The organism is Enterobacter sp. JBIWA003 (assembly GCF_019968825.1).
Lineage (GTDB): Bacteria > Pseudomonadota > Gammaproteobacteria > Enterobacterales > Enterobacteriaceae > Enterobacter > Enterobacter quasiroggenkampii.
The window spans coordinates 117943-136494 of sequence record NZ_CP074170.1 but is presented as its reverse complement, the minus strand read 5'-3'; the positions used below and the strand labels follow the sequence as shown (position 1 = coordinate 136494).

Sequence of the window (18552 nt, the reverse complement as noted above, 5' to 3'; positions counted from 1 at the left end):
TATTCCTTATTGGGTTGCCAGCGCACCGACGGTTCCCGCTCCCAGAACCGCAGCCAGCGCTTCCCAGGCAGTAATTGCCAGACGAATAATCAGTAAAAACGCGGCCAGCAGGGCTTCCGGGACACCTAACGTCACCACCACCCCCCCCACACCGACTGCGACAAGTACCACGCCAACCGTCACAGCCACATCCGTCAGTACCTGTACCCAGTCGACCTGTTTCAGCATATCCAGCGTCATATCGGTGGCTTGCTGGATTTTCAGCCATGCAGTCCGAAGCTGTTCATCCGTCCATGAAGCCGCTGCGCGTCCCGTCTGACTGACCCAGCGCCATGCCTGATGCCCTTGGGAGTATACCCATTCTCCGCTGTCGTTTAGCCAGCCCGCAGCCTGGCCGAGCTTTTGCTGCATCTCTTCTGACAGCGCATGCCAGCCAGCTGCTATATTGTTGATTGCTCCTTCACTGAGGTCACCCACAGCCTTCCCTGCATACGTCCATGGCTCAATTTTCGCCGGCACTGGGGTGGCAGGTGGACGTGGTGTGAAAATGGGTGGGTACAGGAACAGTGGCCAGTATTTCGCCCCGCTGGTCTTCCAGGCTTTCATCGTGACATTGACCACCTGATCGCTCCACTGCTGCTCTTCTGGCCGACAGTCGTGGATCTCAAGAATGGTCATGCGCTCCTCGTTACCAAATCCCCCAACAATTTTCATATAGTCTCTGTATTGCTCCTGCTCCAACCTGTCGCCTGGAAACTTCACCTCCACCAGTCGCTCCAGATTATCAGCGTGCATCTGGCCTTCCGTATCCGCCCCCACAAGCCCCGGCCAGCGGTCATTCATATTTTTGACAATAATGACATCCGGACGGCGGTAAATTCCCTTGCCCGGCACCGGGAAAGGATTGGTGGTGTGCCGCCTGCCAGCGCCTTCGCCCAGTAACGCGCTGCTGAGAAACGGACGTGGCGGAGTGGTGCGCATATCAAACGGGACTTCGGCTTTATACCACCACCGGTAATCGCGTTTGATCTCATCCACGCGAATAAGTCCACTGAGCATCAGTTGCTTCAGGCTCATTTGATAGCTTTTGCCGTTGCGACGGATTTCTGCAGACAACCGTGGAAAACGCATCGCGTACTCCACCTTGATGTGCAGGTATTGCCGGTTATCGCTCGTCGGCAAACGCGACTGTTTCTCCACCATCTCAACGCCGGTTGTCGTACAGTCCCACGGCTGATTATTGGTCCCGGTGGGAATGTCAACGCCCGGGGTATCGGGTAAATCGGGCAGTTCCATTACACATCCTCCCTGTATTCGGTTGTCAGTTGCTGTTGGTCTCCATCACCGATAAACCACATGGATTCTTCCGGCTGCGGCTTGTCCGATACGACATGAAGGTCTACAGCTTCCTGCTCACGGGTATATATCGCTACGGTCCGGCCCTCTGCATCACTGAATCCGCTTGCTTCCTGTCCGGAAGGGGTCTTCAGGTGATAGGGCCTTCCTGCAAGGAGCCTGCCCTGCTCATCCTGCAACTGGTAAACAGCAGAATAAGCATGTGAAATGCCCATCTCAGGGAAAACAAGTGGCCGGCTGCTTCCCCCTTCCGTGTCCAGCCGGCTGGCCTTGCGGGTATAGGTACCTGCAGTCTCGTACTTGATTTGCCCCTGCTCGATGAGGATGGAGCTCCCGCCGCCCACCAGACGTATTCGCTTCTTCCCGGCCAGCAGCATCTCTCTGGCAGAGATAAGGGTCAGTTTCTGCTCGGCGCTCAGGTGCATCACGCCGTGCTGCGCCTGAAACTGTACCGGCCCCTGAGCCGAAATCAGGCTCAGCTTGCCGTGTTGAGCAAACATTCCCACGCTATCGCCCGCCAGTCCGGTGATATGCCCCTGGGTCCCGATACTGATATCACCACCGGCATTCAGGGCAATATTGTCAGTGGCCACCAGCTGCAGATGCTCTGCGCTGGTAAAAGCCATCCCCTCGGGTGCTGAAAAGTGGATCATCTCATTGAGGGTTTTCAGCCGTGCGGCGAACATTGCCTGCTGGCTGGCGATATCAGCTTCGAGGGCTTTCGCCTGGCGGGTGGCTGTGGCCAGTCCCTCGATTTGCGTCCGGACGGTCTCAATCTCTCTGAGAGCCACGTCCATATCCAGCACATCGCCTTCGCCGTGCACTTTGCCATCAGCGGTGACCAGCAACCCCTTCGCCACACGGATGACTCCGAACTCATCGGTGCGCAGCTCAAAGCCGGTGCCCCGCGGCTCGTTCTGTGCATCAACGATATGGCCCTGGTTAAGGGCCGTGGCTCCAAACGGCGTTTTCAGTGCAATATGCTCGCTTTGGCGCTGGTCTTCCATCCGCAGTTCGTTCTGGCCCGCAGTGCGCAGGATGTTCTGGCTGCGGTTATCGCGGGTGACCACGTCCGGATGTTCAGAATCATGGAACGCATGGGCGATATACGGGCGGTCCGGGTCGCCGCCATCAAAGGCAATCCCCACTTCGGTGCCGTCAGTCAGCGGCGTGTGCCAGCCGTACGTTTCCCCGGCGTACGGTTTGGCCTGGCGTATCCACAGGTAGTTATAACCGGGCTCTGCGTCTTCACGGCTGAAGTCCAGCTTCACCCGGTAACGCCCCGTTTCATCGAGATGGGCATACGGTGCGTTCTTCTCGTCACTCTCCACGCGGGCCGTCAGGGTCCCGGCAATCAGCGGACGTGGTACAGGCTCGGGTCTGAAGCAGAATTGCTCGCTGTAGGGCATGCCCCACACGGAAACGTGCAGACGGGTGTCCCGGGCCGCGCGGAAGGTGGTGAGTGTAATCACCATCCCTTCTTTCAGCTCCGGCACGCCACTGTCGCCGGTCTCCAGCACCATCCCGGGCGTCAGATGACTGGCGTTACTGAACAGGTGCAGGCGAATGGCCCTGTTCAGTTCACGTTCGTGATGGATACGAGCATAAAACGCCCCGCTTTCGGTTTCCGGCTCAGAGGTGGTGTCATCGCCCGCTTCGCGGTACGGGGCCGCGTAGCGGTAATGTTCGCCGATAGTTGCCACCTCGTTTCTGACGCTGACCTTTGCATCCATCGGCGTACCGGCCGTGCGGTAGTTGTAGTCCCGGGTGGCCACACTGCCTGTCACCGTGTGGTGCCAAACTCTGGCATCCCACACCGCTTCGGCTGCGCCGTCATGGAGGGCAGAAGGCTCACGATACGGCAGGCGTACATCAAACTGATACTGCAACTGGCTGTCGGCGAAGGTCACCGTATCAAGACCAGTGGTGGTGTTGACCCCGGAGCGGAACCAGATGCCGTCTTCGGCCAGTATTCGCTGAATAAACTGCAGGTCGGTCTCACGCCACTGGGTTATCAGTTCGCGGACCGGGTAAGTCCGTTCCAGCCGGAATTCAAAATCCGCTCCTTCCAGCCCGTGGCTGCGCAGGACCTGCGCCACCAGTTCCGGTACCGAAACATTCTGCCAGACCGCGCAGCGGCGGGTATGGGCAAGCAGCGCCAGGCGCGAGGAAAGCGTCACAGCGAAATGCGTCTGGTCCACGGCCTCTTTGAGGACCTCAAAACCGGTGATAATGCCCTGCACAACCCGGCCTGAGAGCATGCTGAGGGTGGCGTACTTCAGCATCGCATCCTCGCGGGTAATACCTTTCTGAGGTGTGGTGAACTCAATGCGCCATTTGAACGGCGTATTCAGCGCTTCCCGCCCGTGGAAGTTCAGCACATCCGGCTTCAGGATACTGTCGCTTATCTCGAGGCGGTAGCGGGTCTGCCCGTCAAACAGCGCCAGCCAGTTATCGAGGGTGGTGTCCATGGGTTTACTCCTTCACCGGAACCAGGGTCAGCCCGGTGCTGTTGAGCTGGATGGTGCGCGGCTTGTCAGGGTCGAGGTCGTCGCGGCTCAGTACCAGCTTCCAGGTGTTGTTTTTGATATCCGGCCGATTAAACAGCCCCACCACCGCCACAAATTTCGCCTCTTCGTTCATCGGCATATTGAGCGTCACGCTGCCTTTGGGCATCACCAGCAGAGACTTGCTGGCGACGATGTCTTCTTTCAGAGTGGAGTCCGCATCGCGCAGCAGTTTCTGGTAGTCGGCGGCATCCACCTTCTGGCGGTCCTTCAGCTGGTAGACCTGCACCATGGTGGCAAGCGGCGCCTGGCTTTCATCTGCGTTGATGGCCGCACGCGGCTCAAAGTCCAGGCGCAGCACCTTTATTTTTTTGTAGAAAATGGCTCTGGTTGCGCTGACAGTGCCGTCCGACACGGCCTGAGTCAGGCCACATGCGGTCAACAGGGAACAGAGCAGCATTAGCGCAGCACTGCGCGACAGGGAAGCGAAAGTCATTCGAGGAGTCCTTTTCAGCGTTCAGAAACAGGGGCGTGTTGAATGTGTCTGGTCCTGGGTATTGCGTTCCGGAATATCAGTCGAAACGGTAGCCACCGGACTCTGCCGGCTGCAGAGTCTCGCAGGTCAGTCCTTCACAGGTGCCCAGGCTCACGGTAAGGTGCGTGCGGGTCGCGGGTTTGCCCCGTTTCAGACCCAGCACACCGGTGCGCCCCAGCTGTACCCGGTTTGTCTTACCTAAACGGGGTTCAGGCAGACAGCTTACCGGCACCGTGAGGCGAAGACGCACATCGGATCGGTAACCCATATATACCCGCAGCAGTACCATCAGGTCAGTGTGCAGCTGACCGCCGGGCAACCAGCCCTGCGCCTCCTGCGGATTGTCAGTCGCCAGCATCAGGAGGATACGGCTGCAGGCTTCTTTCCCGGTCCTGCCGAGCGTGGCCCGCTGTGACAGCGACACGCGGTTGGCTTTGCCGAGTCCACTGCGGCTCTCCACGGGGACTTTCACCGGGTCCGGGCTGATAACCGTGCTCAGGGTGTCCGGGGCCAGCAGGCTCACCAGCTGGCGGATGCCTTCGGCGTTTCGGGTTGGCAACCGCATGGTGCCAAGCAGCGCCAGGAAGCGGGAGACCGGCGTGGCAATCTGCTCCGCCGTACCCGGGATGCCAAGACCGACCAGTCCCAGCAGGCACTGAGATGTGTCATCCACGCCGCCGTCTTCGAAGGTGGCCGGGTAAGCGTATTTGCGCCAGATACGATAGTACTGGGTGTGAATACGGTGGCTGAAGATATCGAGAAACGCTGTGGTGGCTTCATACCCCTCCCGGCGCTGCGCAATATCATCGAGGTACGCCGTCGGTAGCGGGGAGTCCACCCCGTACATTCCGAGGAAAGTGGTCCGCACCGTCGGCGACAGGTCCGGGTGGTCCTCATCGGTTTCAACCGCCTTCAGTTCGCTGACCGGGAAGCCCATTCCCGGCCACGGACGAAAACGTACCGGGTCGGCGGACAGTTTCTCGGTACTGCCCAGTTTCGGCGCGTCCGGGTTCTCCTGCTCCAGCAACTGACAGAAGCGGTAGAAATTAACCCGCCAGATGTCGTCGCGAAGCGCTTCTGTCAGCCCGGAACGTGCTGGCTGTGATTCTCTTTCCATCGCAGTCGTTTCCCTGTCGGTTGCAGGACCAGCGTGAGCTGATTAAAAAGGTGGACATCGGCATAAAGGGCAAAGAAGCGATGCAGCATCTCGCCAAACAGCGTGACGTCGCCCTCCCCGGCAAAGTTATCGGCATTAAGGGTGATTTCAATGTCCACCCCGCGCAGCATAAAGCCCTTTTCAAAGCGACGAATAAGCGTGTGCTTCACCGCCACAATCGCCTCCAGGCGACGGCGGTTCATCTCATCATCTGTCCAGTCATAGAGTGCCAGGGTACCGCGCAGCACTTCCGGGTTATCCATCATGCTTAAGAAGCTTGAACCCAGGTGGCTCATCACCCGCCAGTGGAAACGATCGTTTGCCGGTGGATAAAGTGGCAAAGTCGGCACCTTCAGGTTCAGGACCCTGACCGGTACCTTGCCCGCTTTCACCACCCGGTCAAGCAGCGTGCTTTCCAGCGAGCGACGTGGCAACTGACCGTTGGTCCCGGTGATACGGATGGAGAGCGACTCCGGAGCCTGCGACAGTTGTTCCATCTCGAACGAGCGGCCGCCGAGGATAAGCCAGGTGTCATACAGCCCCGAGGGGCCGCGCTTCACGCGGGTGTGGAAGTAACGCTCCGGCGCGTCATGGCGCATCATGCCACCGCGGTGGCGGAAACTGGTGAACGGTACGTACGGATGTTTGCCGTTTTTCACCGCACCGTGGATGGAGTCCACGCTGTAGATTTCCGTATGACCGTCCTGCACGCGCATCGGCCGCAGCAGGTATTCGTTCTGCAGCGGGTCAGGCGTCAGCGGGTCCGCTTCCAGTGAGAACAGGTTGATGACCGGCGCACAGTGCAGGCGGAAGTTGTCGGTCTCAAACGGCATGTCTGACGGCCAGCCGCCGTCGAGCACGATATCGGTCTCAAACCAGGTGGTTTTCTGACTCAGCCCGGCAAGCTCCAGCCCCCTAAGCTCCACGAACATAAACTTCTCGCGGAAGCTGAAATACTCCAGCAGCAGCTGGTAGCCACTGAACGCTGAGTCACCTTTTGGCCACAGCCGGTCGGTATCATCAAAGCCCATGGGTTTACACCAGCCGTCAAAACGTACCCTCTCGGTACGGGTCTCACTGTGGCGGACATACATCGCCTGCACCCGGCGTGTCAGCGCCAGATGCAGGGCCGAGGCCACCGGGCTGTCGGCATCGAGGTATATGGCCACCTTATCAATCCCGGCTTTCGACCAGTCCACCTTATCCGGACACTCAAAGCGCAGCCTGATGGCGGCACGACCGTCCGGCTCGGTCTGCAGGCGGGCCTCATTCAGATGCAACGGCTGCAGGGGCACTTCGCGGGTGGTGCGGTACTGGCACACTGTGTTATCGGGTCCAACAGGGCGCGACAGCACGGAGAAGCCGTTTTCCAGCATTTCCATCTTACGCAGCTGACGCCAGTCCGGCGTGAACGCCACCACGGAGAGTGACGGGATAGTCCTCATGTAATGCGGCCACAGCAGGCTCACCAGCCCTTCTGTCAGTTCCGGCAGGTCATCATCAAGCTTTTCACGCAGGCGTCCCATCAGGAAGGCGAAACCCTCGAACAGGCGCTCTACATACGGGTCACGGGCCCCACTTTTATCCAGGTTGAGCATAGCCGCGCGGTCTGGATGAGCACGGGCAAACTCTTTACCTGCTTCACGCAGGTAGCGCATTTCAGCTTCATAGTAGCGCAGGGTTAAATCATCCATGGACGGACTTCCTGAGTGTAGAAATCAACAAAAAGAAAAGAGACGGCATCGGTACAATGTCACGTAAATGCAGAACCTACCCACACAGCACCATCGCACGCGCCGGGTCGAGAGCAATAAGCCCGGCCAGCAGCGCGTCCATTTCAGGGGCGAAGCGCACCTTGTCGCTCTCGCTGCGCCCGGCTTTCATGCGCAGCAGACGAAGTCGGCGGGCCTGAACGTCAAACAACAGCCCTGGTTCCCACTCGCTGAGTGTCAGCTGTGGGGCGCTGTCGGTAAGTTCCCCCAGCAAATGGAGCGCGAGTTCATTACGCCCGTACTGCTCAGCAACCTTTGCCATCAACAAGCGGAGCAGCCAGCGGCTGCGGGGTGAGGCCATGTCCGGGCGACTCTGCAGCCAGCTCAGCGCAGCCTCCGGGCCCTCAGTGTCGCCCTTCGCCATCGCCTCCGTTTCCAGTGCCAGAATATCTTCCGCCTGTGCCGCAGTGGCCACTGCCGGCTCGTCACTGAAGCCGGGCATGTCATCGTTGACCTTTTCGGCGATCCAGCTCAGCGTCACCTCATCAGCAAGTGGCGTACCGTCATTCCATGCGAGTGTTTCCAGACCCGGCAGGCGTTTGAGCAACAGCTTCAGGTCGCTCAGAATATAGTCTGCCCATTGGTCCCAGGGGGTTCCGGCACGGCTCAGCCCCTGCCACAGATACCACTGTAAATCGAGCCAGAAGCGGTTACCGCCTTCGGTGAACATCACGTCCACCTGCTCCACCAGTTCAGTCCAGCTCTGCTGCAGGTACAGGCGTTTAAGCTGGGCGCGGTAGTCAGCCTTTGGCGGCAGCAGGCGCGTGCGGCCGGCTGCATCAAGCGCCGGCAGTTGCGTCACCAGGTCCCAGCGGGCGGCTTTCATCATCCGGTGGGCCGCCAGCCAGCCCTGTGGCTGTTCCACCACCCAACCAGACAATACGCGCAACTGGCGAACCAGCTCCACTTCCGATTTAACGGCCGCGGTTTCCGGTACAGCAGTGCCTGACGTCGGTGTGCTGTGGGTACTTTCACCTGAGCCGTCCGGTCCTGATGAAGCCACCGGTGTATCCAGTCCGCCGCTACCAGCCAGGCGGGTTTCCAGCCTGCGCAGCAAACCGGCAAAGTCAGGGCGTTCCGCATCCGGCAGCTGTTCCAGGGCCGTTTCCAGCAAGCACAGCGCGGCTGCTGTTCTGGCTGTCTCCTCACGCGTCACGTCCGGCCAGCGCGAGAATGTATCGAGCACTTTCTCACTGTTCAGCCAGTCGAGTGCGGCCAGTCTTGCGGTGCTGCGCTGTGGGTGGCAGTGCTGCCCCGCCTGCTCCAGCATGGCTGCCAGCAGCAGGATGCCATCCGTCAGCCCGGCATCGCCTTCACGCTGCATACGGGCAAAGACATACCAGGTGACGACACGGATATCACGGGCCTGGTGGGTCAGAATGCTTTCCGCCAGGCGACAAAGCACCCCGGTATCGGTGCCGGAAAGCTTGTTGATCTCCTCGCGCATCAGCTGGAAATCATCCTCATAGGTCGGGTCATCCCCGGCTCCATTACCCGTCGGGAGTGGTGTCAGCCACGGCGACCACAGAGAGAGGCTTTCCCGGCTCTTAGCGAGCAGTGCGGTACGCTGGACCGCATCCGGAAGACACAGGGTCAGGAGCGTTTCTGCAGTCGCCATTTATTCGTCTCCTGCAAGGGTGAGTGAGCCGTCAGTCGCGCCCACGGAAAAAATAGTCTGTGGCAGACTGAAGCCCTGCAGTTCGAGCAGCGCCAGTGGCCCGTTGCTAAGCTCACTGCGCATGATGAATTTCAGCGGATTGCCGTCCGGCGTGATCCACACCAGTTGGGTACGGCTGCTGTCGAGCGGGGTGATAAGCGCCTTATCCAGCAGACGGATAAAGCCCCAGTTTCCCTGATTACTGGCATACAGGCGCATTTCTGTATTGACTGAGCGCCAGCTCAGATCCGCACCGGGATAATACGTATTGCCCGGCCAGGTGAAGCTCTGCCAGCTTTCCATCTGGTTGAAGTAATCCAGTTTCTGACCATCGATCGTCAGCTGGGTGCGGGCCACATCGCGTGACGGTCGGGCCATCAGTTCGAAATGAACCCCTGCATCGCCCTGGGCAAAGACGATATCCGAGATATCGGCAAGCTTGTTGATGGCGGCAAGAAACGCCGGGCTGATGCTCATTCCCTGACTGGCAGCCGGATCCACCACCCAGTGACTGCCTTCCTGATGCAGCATGCCGCCGAGGTTGGTTTTGATAAACGCGGCGATACGCCCGGAGTCACTGCGCAGGAACTGGGCCAGCAGTGGCAGTGAGGCATCGCTGCCGGTGGCCTTAAACGGATAGCGTCCGGCAAAGGCGGTGTTCCACTGCGAAACAATGGTGCTCTGCCAGCGGGCATTGAGGCTGCCTGCCGCCGGAGCCAGCACCTGACGCCAGGCCAGGTCGAGCGGCTGCACAAACAGCGCCTGCCCGAAACCGTTCCACTCCTGCCCGAGACTTGCCGCTACCAGAGAGCCGTAGTCACGGGCGTCAGTCAGATCGATGGCTTTTCCCTGGAAGACGGTCTGAGCCAGCATCTGCGCCATCGCCTGCGGATCAGGGGCGCTGGTCACCTGCTGCAGCTTGAGACGCACCTGGGTTACACGGGCAAGCCAGGACTGGAAGCTGAGGTTACCGTTTGAGCCGGTACCGTCCTTGCCGGCCATCAGCCCCGTGAGCGGACCAAAGACGCCATCCAGCGGCCCTTTCGGCCCCTGCGCCTGTTCAATAAACTGTTTTGCACTCTTCTGACGCCCCACCAGTTTTTTCGCCGAGTCCACCAGGGTGTCAGCCAGAGCCTCTCCTTTTGTCCCGGTCTGTCCCTGCCAGGCAAGCGTATTCATCAGTGCCACCAGAGGCGACTGACGCACATCTGCCAGCAGGTTCAGCTGCGCAATGGCCTCCGAAAGCGATGACGCTTCGTGCCACTGAATGCTGTTGGCCATGTTGAGCCAGGCGTTGCCAAAGTCAGTGAAGTAACGCTCAGTCAGGCGCTGTTTCAGCGCTTCCGGTGACACATCACTGCCCGGCTGATGGGTTTTGTCGGTCAGCACCCAGTCGATTTCATCGCGGCGGGTCTTCACCACTTCATCAATCGCATCTTCAACCTGCTCTTCCCACGCCTGACGTGTAAACATCCCCGGCACCACTTCTTCAGAAGAAAACAGGGTTGACGCGTCCGTGTCGCCGGTCATATCCGCCAGGGTTAAATCCGGCCAGTTTCGGGCAATGCGCCCGAGCATCTCCTGGTACAAACCAGATTCGGCGTTACGCTGCCCAATTTGTTTGAGCAAAATCTGGCGCACCGTACCCACCAGTTCGCGGTCAGGGGTAATTTTCCACTCCGGGTGTGCCGGCAGGTTCTGCGCCCAGAAGCCGAGCAGCTTCGGCGCCTGGGTCTGCCACACGCTGTCCGGCACGCCGCTGCGGTGCGGCCAGGCCTTCAGCATATTTCCCGCCAGCCACTCCGCATCCGCTTTGTCTGGACGGGCCAGCATCAGGTAGCCTTTAAGCAGGCCGTAGGTCTTCTGGGTGGCTGACGTTCGTGCGGTGCTTGCCGGTGGCAACTGCACAAAAGCGTTAAGCTGGCGGTGAAGTTCGTCAGCCAGCGCATCGCGCATCAGCTGCTGGTTGTTACGGGCGTATAATGGCCAGAGCATCTTCAGCGTGTCGCTGTCCTGGTTCAGGCCAAAGCGGGTGTACCACGGCGCACCGTGCACTTCGCGGTTCTGCAGGCGGGCAATGGTCTGCTGCAGTGCTAACTGGTTACGCAGGCGCTCCGGCAGAGGCTGTTTAGTGTCAGCAGCAATCCGGGCCGTATCCTGAGCCAGCCAGATTTGGGTGCGGTTGACGGACAGGGACAGTAGCGTACCCGCCCCCCAGAGCAGTACCAGACCGAGCAGCACCAGGCGCAGCACCTTTTGCCAGTGGAAACCGATTTTACGGGCATGCACCTGCAGGCTGTCGTTTTCGAGCGCCTGCCAGACCGGTGGTGAAAGGCGCACATGCGGCACCGTTTTGGTCCCTGGCAATGCCGGACTGAACATCACACCACGCAGACGGTATGGGGCTGGCCCTGACATCAGCTTGGTCAGCAGCGGGATCAGGGAGCGTCGCAACGAGCCGCGCAGGGCTTTCGACAGGCTCAACAGCCAGTGGTGCTGAGAGTTCTCCAGCAGCGCCGACACGCCTGGGATTTGCAGGTCCGACGAGAGTGAGGTCAATGTCGAACGGACCTCTTCCGTTGTCGCACCTGGACCAAACAGCGCGCCGGCTGGAGGTACACCCACTCCGTCCTGGTCCCAGTAGCCTTCCCGGACAAGCCACAGCCAGACCGGCAGTTGCCAGCCCAGCTGAGTATCGGTTTTCTGACGCACGCGCACCAGGGTATCCTGTTTTGCCGTATCGGGCAGTGCAGCCGCGTTCATCACCTGCACCACGCCATCCAGCGGACGCTGTGGTCGCACTGCTTTCAGCACGGACAGGAACTCATCATCCGGCACGCTTTCCGCAAGACCGCCGTAAATAAGCACAATACCGTCACTTTCCTGCCAGCGATCGCCCTTAAGACCCGGCACCACCTTTTCGATATCACTGTCGGTACCCTGTACCAGCAACAGGCGAACTTTGGCTTTCCAGCGACGACGGTAGCGCAGGCGCAGATGATCGACCAGCGCCTCAGCCACAAACCGGGAGGTGTCCGCATCGGTATGCTTTGCTTCAGGCTGGGATGCAGCAGCCTGCTGTCCGGCGGCGACCACATCCAGCTTTCCCTGTTTCTCACCGTTCTTAGCGAATACGGTTTCAAGCACCCAGCCGATAATCAATGCTGCCAGCATCAGCAGCAGGCTGATTATCACTATGCCGGTCGTACTGAATGGCCCTATATTGAAGGTGTCCTTAACCCACTCCGGCCATAACAAGAGTGCGCCGCCAATGAGGCAGACAGACAGTGCGCCCAGAAGCAGCGCAAGCAGAAAAGTGGATGCGATTTTCATAACGGAGGAGAGCAATCCCTTGAGAGTTATTCCGGGGTGACAATACAGAGTTGTCGGTTGTCTTCTGAAAGTTCGGTGACAATTAGCTGGGCTTCGCTGTCGCTCAAACACTGACGGGCTGCCAGCTGTAACGCCTGCCAGGGAGCGGCAACGCCCGAAAATCCGACAACCGTATCAATATGGGTAATTTTATCGGCTTTAAGCCCCGGGGCATGTGCCTCCCGGGCCTTGCTGAAGATATCGCCGGAGGCCATCTGGCCGCCGCTGGTCCAGGCCTGCTTCAGTGCAGTTTTTTCCAGCCCTGACCACATCATGACGCGTTCAAATGCCCGATCGAGATTGCCATCGCGACAGATCTGCGGCCGGTGAATCCTGACCGACACATCCGGAATGTCCTTCAGGCGGCAGTTGGTAAGCAGTAACATGGAAATGGCCTCGCCACTGTCCTCTGGCGGGTGTTCGTAAAGCTGAGCGCTGACCAGCAGTAACGCGGCTGCATGGTCATAATGGCAGTCCAGCCAGTAGTCCAGGATTTCCAGCCCCGTCAGGTCGCGAATGCGTACCAGCGGATGGCACATGCTTTTTTGCAGGAGCGATGGCAGTGTCGAAAACTGTTCACCGGTATCCACCGCCAGATAGCAGGTCAGCGTTGACGGGAGCAACGACACCAGATTCTGGACGTGGGCGATGACCTCCTGAAAATAGTGCGCTTCCCGGTCAGCCATTTCCCCGGCGACCGACAGCGCCCGGTGACGAACCGGATTGCCACCATTAACGGGCTCACAGGGCATCATCAGGGGCTTTTTAGCTAACACAGCCTCGTGTGTCATCGGGCTGGCAGACCCCAGCCCGTTAATCAGTACTTCGCCGATAAGCCAGGCAAAGCGCTGTCCGCGCGCAACGTCTGCACGGTAGCGTGCGGCAGTCGTGGCATTTTTCTGGTCGCAGCGCCCGCAAAGAAGGGCATATCCCAGATAGCGTCCGACAACCAGCAGGCCCCACAACACGACAGGCAATCCTGTTGCCAGCCCCCAGAAAGCGGCACCTGAGCGCTCGCCCTTCCAGAACAGGAATGTGGTCGCAACCCCTACCAACAACATCACAATGCCCAGGAGGAGCCAGCGTTTAAAACGCGGACGGGGCGGCAGTTTTTCCTGCGCGGGAATACGCTCAAGTTCAACCGGCACGTTTACCCCACCAGAGCATTGGGCAGTGAGCTGATAAGCGTGCAGCCACAGCCACACTTGTGGCCATGGAAGGCCACAGGAACACCGCGATCGCGATAATTTGGGTTACCTTCGACAATAGTGGTATCACCATGCTCAGGGCAGGAAACTCGATCACCTTTACGGGCCACACCAATATCACCAAAAAGCATGGTCGTTGAGCAGGACAATACGGCACCACCGTGTGTGGTTTTATCGCCTAACCGGATTATTCCTTGCATATTCATCCTTTAGTTAATAATTGCTGTTAGTAGTAACACAATTACGATGATCACCAACATCAATCTGATGACAAAACATCAATTCGTTGCAATGTCATTTTTGTTTGACATTCATAAATTGATATTTTTTCACTGAGAGAAACTTCACTTTTTTCGAGTCCCTCAACCTTACCACAGATTTTGTTCTTATCAGATACCCACAATTTAGCGTCATGCATTAATTGCTTCCTAATCGCGACGGAAAAACCATTCCAAACGGCGTTCAATTCCTTATCAGCAGTTTTATACTCATTAGATACGTACCGATACTTTCTTTCTTTAATCTTCTTTGTTATATCATCGGAGTTTACTTTAAACCAAGCAACACCAAAAATAGTTGCAGATACCATATTTGGCTCAAAAATATCGACATTAAAACTCTTATCATTTTTATATTCAATATCATAGTAGATTTTCTGAGTAATTAATCCGTCAGCAAGAACAGTATGATAGTAATCAGGGAAGTATTGCCCAGCGAGTATTGCCGCTTCTTTATAATAGTGAAGGTCATCGCTACCAAGGTTTTTGGAGACATTGTCATCGATACCGACTTCAACGCTGGCCAGACACCTTAAACCGTTCGCCCTTTTGAACTGAGTTGTATATTTATCAATTTTAACTGGCACTTGATGGATACTTTTGTCATTTATAGATCCAGAATTAAGAGAATCAATCTCGGAGTAAATTTTATCTGAGAGGGCATTTTTCAGTAAGTGTGAACCACATGACAACTCTTCTGAATGCACTCGTGTACAAAATACGAATAAAACAAACAAGCCGAGAGTGTATTTAGCCACTTATTCTATCCCATTTATTATAATACGTAAAACCGAGTTCATCCAACCGTTGCTCAGTCGAACTTGAGTGACAATCATATATCTTTGTTTTTTCCTGTAACGAAAGAGTATCAGACTGAACAAGTTTCATATCACCACATTGTTTGTTCTTAAAGGCGATCCATTTTAAGGCATCCTTTTTCATCTTTTGCCTCACATTAGAAGAGAGATTTCCCCATTGAAGATTTAATTCTCCATTAAGGTAATCATACTTACTCTTTGCATTTTCATAACGTAGTTCTGGCAATCCATCAGTCAGGCGCTTTTCATTCATCTCAAACCATGCAAGAGCATTTATAACGTTATCTAAACGAGATGTCTGCATATCAACAATGACATCTTTATGGTCATCTGTGACAATAAAATTAGCGTAAAAAGAATTTATTAGAACATAATTATCCCCCATATCTTGAATAAGCGAATACATTGTACTTTGTTCATAAACACGAATGGTGGCCTGATCATATTCATGGGAATATGCCTTTATAAATTTCAATAAACCCTCATCAGCGGTAATTTTTATACGAAATGCACAATTAAACCCTATCTTCTGCGGAACATTAGGAAAACCTTCATAATTAATAGGAAATTTCTTAATGATATCTCTGTTAACACCATTACCAATATGCAATGCATTCTCTCTAATAAACTTTGTTAACGCATTAAAAACTTCTTGTGAATTGCAATCAAAGCCTTTCGCAAAGGAATGTCCAGAAAAGAATAACAGAAAGAATACACATGCCATTTTTCTTAGCATCTACAGCCTCTATAAAAAATTGCCATTACCATTAAAAATTGACGACTTACTTTTATCGTTCAGTAACAACATCGTAACGTGAGGTCTGCGTATTGAGTTTATAATTAACACTCACGTCAGGCCCAGTACTGTAACAATTCAATCGAATTTGAGAGCCATCGCTTTCTATATTTTGAAAGATAGATGTCATATACGAACCAAATTCACAACCATTCATCTGCGGGTTGATGACCTGTATTAACTTACCACTTTTCTTATCAATAACATTTACTTTGTTAATTACAATACCATCCGCACTCGCTTCATAAAGACCAATGAAACCATGTTGTTTAGTCTGCCCCCAAAATGGAATATCCAATGTCTTAGCACTTCCATTTATAGCACCATCACTAACTTGAACCGTCTCCTTTAAATCTACTTTTAAAGCTGACCGTTCATTATGCCACTCACCAAGAAAACCAGTTGGGCTCCGTGTTAGATTGAAAGGGCATTTTGAAACGTCAACCCCCTCTCCTTGAACAATATATTTTTCGAAACTTTCATCGCTGACAGCCTCACATAATACAATTGAACTTGATTCATTTACGCCATATAGAGGAATGGGTGACCTGTGGTTATCGTAATAGTAACTCCCCTCTACATTTACCTTTCCCCCAAAGTCATAAAACTGAAGAGACAAATGCACGGGATATTTCCCGATATAACCTTCATAATTTCTTACGACATATGGCATGTATGCAGCTTGAATTGAAGCACTCAGGAATAGTGTACAAAAACAAAAAGCAACTTTAATTTTAGTCATCGTTCCACCTCGATTTTGAATAAATTAAAACGCATCAGCAAAGACGTTAGTTGATTTGATTTTTTCAAAATGTCCACGTCGTTTTTCATAGCTAGTTGTATGAAGATTCACTTTTGCCGTGATTTTATCTACTACTGCTCCCGTATCACCCTGATCAGCAAGTTCATAAAGTTTTTCACGGAGCCAGAAGTAAACAGCAGAGCGTACGCAATAGGTCCCTTTCTCAAGTATTGATGGATTGTTTATAAAATCAACATCGGTGTCCCAGTTCTTTTTATAATAATCGGAAAACCCTTGGTAATTTACTTTTCCTGTTAGATGAATACCACCTCTACCTCGGTATGTACTTCCATCACCTGACGAAACATTTCCATTCCCTAATCTGTTAGCATAAACTCTATCAGCAATAGCAATCTCATTTGCATGTTTCGTGATTTTTCCATTAACTTTAGTATATGAGTATTCCTTTGCTTCTACAGGATGAGTTCTAAAATAACTAAAATTAGCCTTCAACCCCTCTTCGCTGTAATTAAGACCCTCAACAGGACTTGCAGCACTGCCCATCTCCTCTCTTAACTGAGCAAAAAAGTGGTTAACTCTCAAAATGGTATCCAATTTATATTCACTTGCATGAGTATTAATCTCATCCGCAATTTCCTGAAGGAATGAGGACTTCGTAGGTGATTTTAAGCCATTGAACACTTTATAAAGCATATCCACTGTTATATGAATAGTACGTTTATCTGCAATGGCGTTCAAAAAAATCACCGGATGCATATGCCAGACAGACTTACCACTGCTGAATCCCTCCACCTTGCTCATCCATTCCATGTCATCAAACCACTTTCTGACATAGCTGATGCACAGCGGGTCCATCTGCTTTAAAAACGTTTTCCAGCGGTGATGGCTGCTGCCACCAAACCACTCACTGTCGTGTCTGACCACCATTCGTGCCGCGATATCCCTGACATCCAGTTCCGCGTAATTCACCGCATGACGCAGTTCTTCGCCGGAAAGGTCACCACTGTTGTCACTGTCCATTTTCTGCAGGAGGGCTTTGTAGTAGTCAGAGACCTGTTTTTCCCGGATACCGCGTTCAGGGCGTACCCACTCCGCCATTCTGGTGAACCCGTCTTTGATCCACCCCTCACGCAGGGATTTCGTCATATCGGATGTGGACGGCTCTTCAAATGCTTTAAAGCCCAGTTTGTCCAGGTCGTACTGGCCGATATCCGCATCGACATCGTCTTCGCTTACCCAGGCCCCGTCCCCGATATCAAACCAGCGCTTGCCGCTGCTGTCAGTGAACGGATGGCATTTTTCCTGCGGCATAATTTTGTGAATATCTTTCTTCACCTTACCTTCAGTTTTGGTGAAGGTATCCCCGGAACGGGCATAGACAGAACTCTCCGGGTGGATATGAACAAATTTCGGGCCGCTCTTCACCTGTGCCTTATTGCGCAGAAAATCGACCATCCGGCTGTCGGTGCTGATTACTTCAATGTGTGTGAACGCACTTTTCTCCACACCGTGTAAGTCGCAGGGGGCAATGTCTTCCGCGAGGTAACCCACGGCATCACCAGCTGCAACTTCCATTCTGGTTGCCGGTTTAACGACGGTATCAAATGTGCCCTGCGCTACAGCCTGCTGCATCCAGGCTGGCAGGTGTGCCCGCTGTTTACCGGCAGGTGTCATATATTGCGGGTCAAGCGACACCCAGAACGCCCCGCCGGTCATTTCGGATTTGCTGTTGAGCATCCGGGCAAGCCCGAACGTCTGTGTCTGTCCCTTCAGGTCGAAGGTGAGCTCACGCAGCACAATGACGCTGTCGCCCGTTTTCAGCTTATCCTTCGCAACCGGCGCCTTATCTCCGTCTTTTTCTTTGCCGGTGTATTCGCGCTGACTCAGCCCGTCCCCCTTGTCAGTAACCTGATACAGCTTGTGCTCCGGAAAGGCAGACAGCGGAGCAAGCCCGATATACAGCGAGTAAAAATCGAGGCTGTTGTCCTTTTTTTCGGGATCGGGGGTACAGGTCGATTTAACCAGCACAAACGTACCGGAATACTGCAGCGGGTTATTGATGTATTTACCGGTCAGATAGTCCTGATTAATGCGCCAGGCCACCACTTCGCCGCCCGCCATAAACTGAAGTGGCACCGCCGTCTCTGCCGTCTCCTTTGTCAGGACTGAGCCCGGGGCGCTCTTACGGGTAATGTGGATCCCGCCGTGCCACATGTTATTTGTTCCGGCCAGCCAGGAGCCGTGTGGCTCCTGACAGAGCGGCTGCATCATGTCATCCAGGGTGGCGTACTGCTCGCCATTCGCTTTTCGGGCAGGAAAACAGATTTTCATTCC

At 54.8% G+C, this 18552-nt stretch carries 13 protein-coding genes; all 13 read right to left on the bottom strand.

What is annotated here, in order from left to right; genetic code table 11:
- Positions 1-6 precede the first annotated feature (6 nt).
- The 13 genes from KGP25_RS00715 to KGP25_RS00655 all read right to left on the bottom strand — a co-directional run bounded on the left by KGP25_RS00715 (position 7) and on the right by KGP25_RS00655 (position 18549).
- Entirely contained in the window at positions 7-1296 is a 1290-nt protein-coding gene (locus KGP25_RS00715; protein WP_223539811.1) for a VRR-NUC domain-containing protein, read from the bottom strand.
- Positions 1296-3827: a type VI secretion system Vgr family protein gene (vgrG, locus tag KGP25_RS00710; RefSeq protein WP_223539810.1), complete on the bottom strand. Its 2532-nt coding sequence runs from the start codon at positions 3825-3827 to the stop codon at positions 1296-1298. The genes KGP25_RS00715 and vgrG overlap by 1 nt, the downstream gene beginning before the upstream one ends.
- Before the next feature lie 4 nt (positions 3828-3831).
- Positions 3832-4359: a type VI secretion system lipoprotein TssJ gene (gene tssJ / locus KGP25_RS00705; protein ID WP_125310757.1), complete on the bottom strand. Its 528-nt coding sequence runs from the start codon at positions 4357-4359 to the stop codon at positions 3832-3834.
- Positions 4360-4435: 76 nt separating this feature from the next.
- Positions 4436-5515, bottom strand: a complete 1080-nt coding sequence (gene tssG / locus KGP25_RS00700; RefSeq protein ID WP_223539809.1) for a type VI secretion system baseplate subunit TssG — start codon at positions 5513-5515, stop codon at positions 4436-4438.
- Positions 5479-7248: a type VI secretion system baseplate subunit TssF gene (gene tssF, locus KGP25_RS00695; RefSeq protein WP_223539808.1), complete on the bottom strand. Its 1770-nt coding sequence runs from the start codon at positions 7246-7248 to the stop codon at positions 5479-5481. The genes tssG and tssF overlap by 37 nt, the downstream gene beginning before the upstream one ends.
- A 76-nt stretch (positions 7249-7324) precedes the next feature.
- Positions 7325-8944, bottom strand: coding sequence for a type VI secretion system protein TssA (gene tssA / locus KGP25_RS00690; protein ID WP_223539807.1), 1620 nt, complete (start codon positions 8942-8944; stop codon positions 7325-7327).
- Positions 8945-12316 carry an ImcF-related family protein gene (locus tag KGP25_RS00685; protein ID WP_223539806.1) on the bottom strand — a complete coding sequence of 1124 codons (3372 nt, stop codon included), beginning with the start codon at positions 12314-12316 and terminating at the stop codon, positions 8945-8947. It abuts the gene before it with no gap.
- Positions 12317-12342: 26 nt separating this feature from the next.
- A complete protein-coding gene (locus KGP25_RS00680; RefSeq protein WP_223539805.1) occupies positions 12343-13503 on the bottom strand; it encodes a hypothetical protein in 1161 nt (386 codons plus the stop codon).
- 2 nt (positions 13504-13505) lie between these two features.
- Positions 13506-13763: a PAAR domain-containing protein gene (locus KGP25_RS00675; protein WP_072000524.1), complete on the bottom strand. Its 258-nt coding sequence runs from the start codon at positions 13761-13763 to the stop codon at positions 13506-13508.
- 59 nt (positions 13764-13822) lie between these two features.
- Positions 13823-14599, bottom strand: coding sequence for a lysozyme inhibitor LprI family protein (locus KGP25_RS00670; protein ID WP_223539804.1), 777 nt, complete (start codon positions 14597-14599; stop codon positions 13823-13825).
- Positions 14592-15395 (bottom strand): lysozyme inhibitor LprI family protein, encoded by an 804-nt coding sequence (locus KGP25_RS00665; RefSeq protein WP_223539803.1) that lies wholly within the window; start codon positions 15393-15395, stop codon positions 14592-14594. Before KGP25_RS00665 ends, KGP25_RS00670 begins: the two co-directional genes overlap by 8 nt.
- A gap of 52 nt (positions 15396-15447) precedes the next feature.
- Entirely contained in the window at positions 15448-16197 is a 750-nt protein-coding gene (locus KGP25_RS00660) for a hypothetical protein (RefSeq protein ID WP_223539802.1), read from the bottom strand.
- 24 nt (positions 16198-16221) lie between these two features.
- Entirely contained in the window at positions 16222-18549 is a 2328-nt protein-coding gene (locus KGP25_RS00655) for a hypothetical protein (RefSeq protein ID WP_223539801.1), read from the bottom strand.
- Positions 18550-18552 lie beyond the last annotated feature (3 nt).

Coding starts and splice junctions, on each gene's coding strand:
- KGP25_RS00715 (WP_223539811.1), bottom strand. CDS start 1,296: ATGGAACTGCCCGATTTACCCGATACCCCGGGCGTTGACATTCCCACC.
- vgrG (WP_223539810.1), bottom strand. CDS start 3,827: ATGGACACCACCCTCGATAACTGGCTGGCGCTGTTTGACGGGCAGACC.
- tssJ (WP_125310757.1), bottom strand. CDS start 4,359: ATGACTTTCGCTTCCCTGTCGCGCAGTGCTGCGCTAATGCTGCTCTGT.
- tssG (WP_223539809.1), bottom strand. CDS start 5,515: ATGGAAAGAGAATCACAGCCAGCACGTTCCGGGCTGACAGAAGCGCTT.
- tssF (WP_223539808.1), bottom strand. CDS start 7,248: ATGGATGATTTAACCCTGCGCTACTATGAAGCTGAAATGCGCTACCTG.
- tssA (WP_223539807.1), bottom strand. CDS start 8,944: ATGGCGACTGCAGAAACGCTCCTGACCCTGTGTCTTCCGGATGCGGTC.
- KGP25_RS00685 (WP_223539806.1), bottom strand. CDS start 12,316: ATGAAAATCGCATCCACTTTTCTGCTTGCGCTGCTTCTGGGCGCACTG.
- KGP25_RS00675 (WP_072000524.1), bottom strand. CDS start 13,763: ATGCAAGGAATAATCCGGTTAGGCGATAAAACCACACACGGTGGTGCC.
- KGP25_RS00665 (WP_223539803.1), bottom strand. CDS start 15,395: ATGCTAAGAAAAATGGCATGTGTATTCTTTCTGTTATTCTTTTCTGGA.
- KGP25_RS00660 (WP_223539802.1), bottom strand. CDS start 16,197: ATGACTAAAATTAAAGTTGCTTTTTGTTTTTGTACACTATTCCTGAGT.
- KGP25_RS00655 (WP_223539801.1), bottom strand. CDS start 18,549: ATGAAAATCTGTTTTCCTGCCCGAAAAGCGAATGGCGAGCAGTACGCC.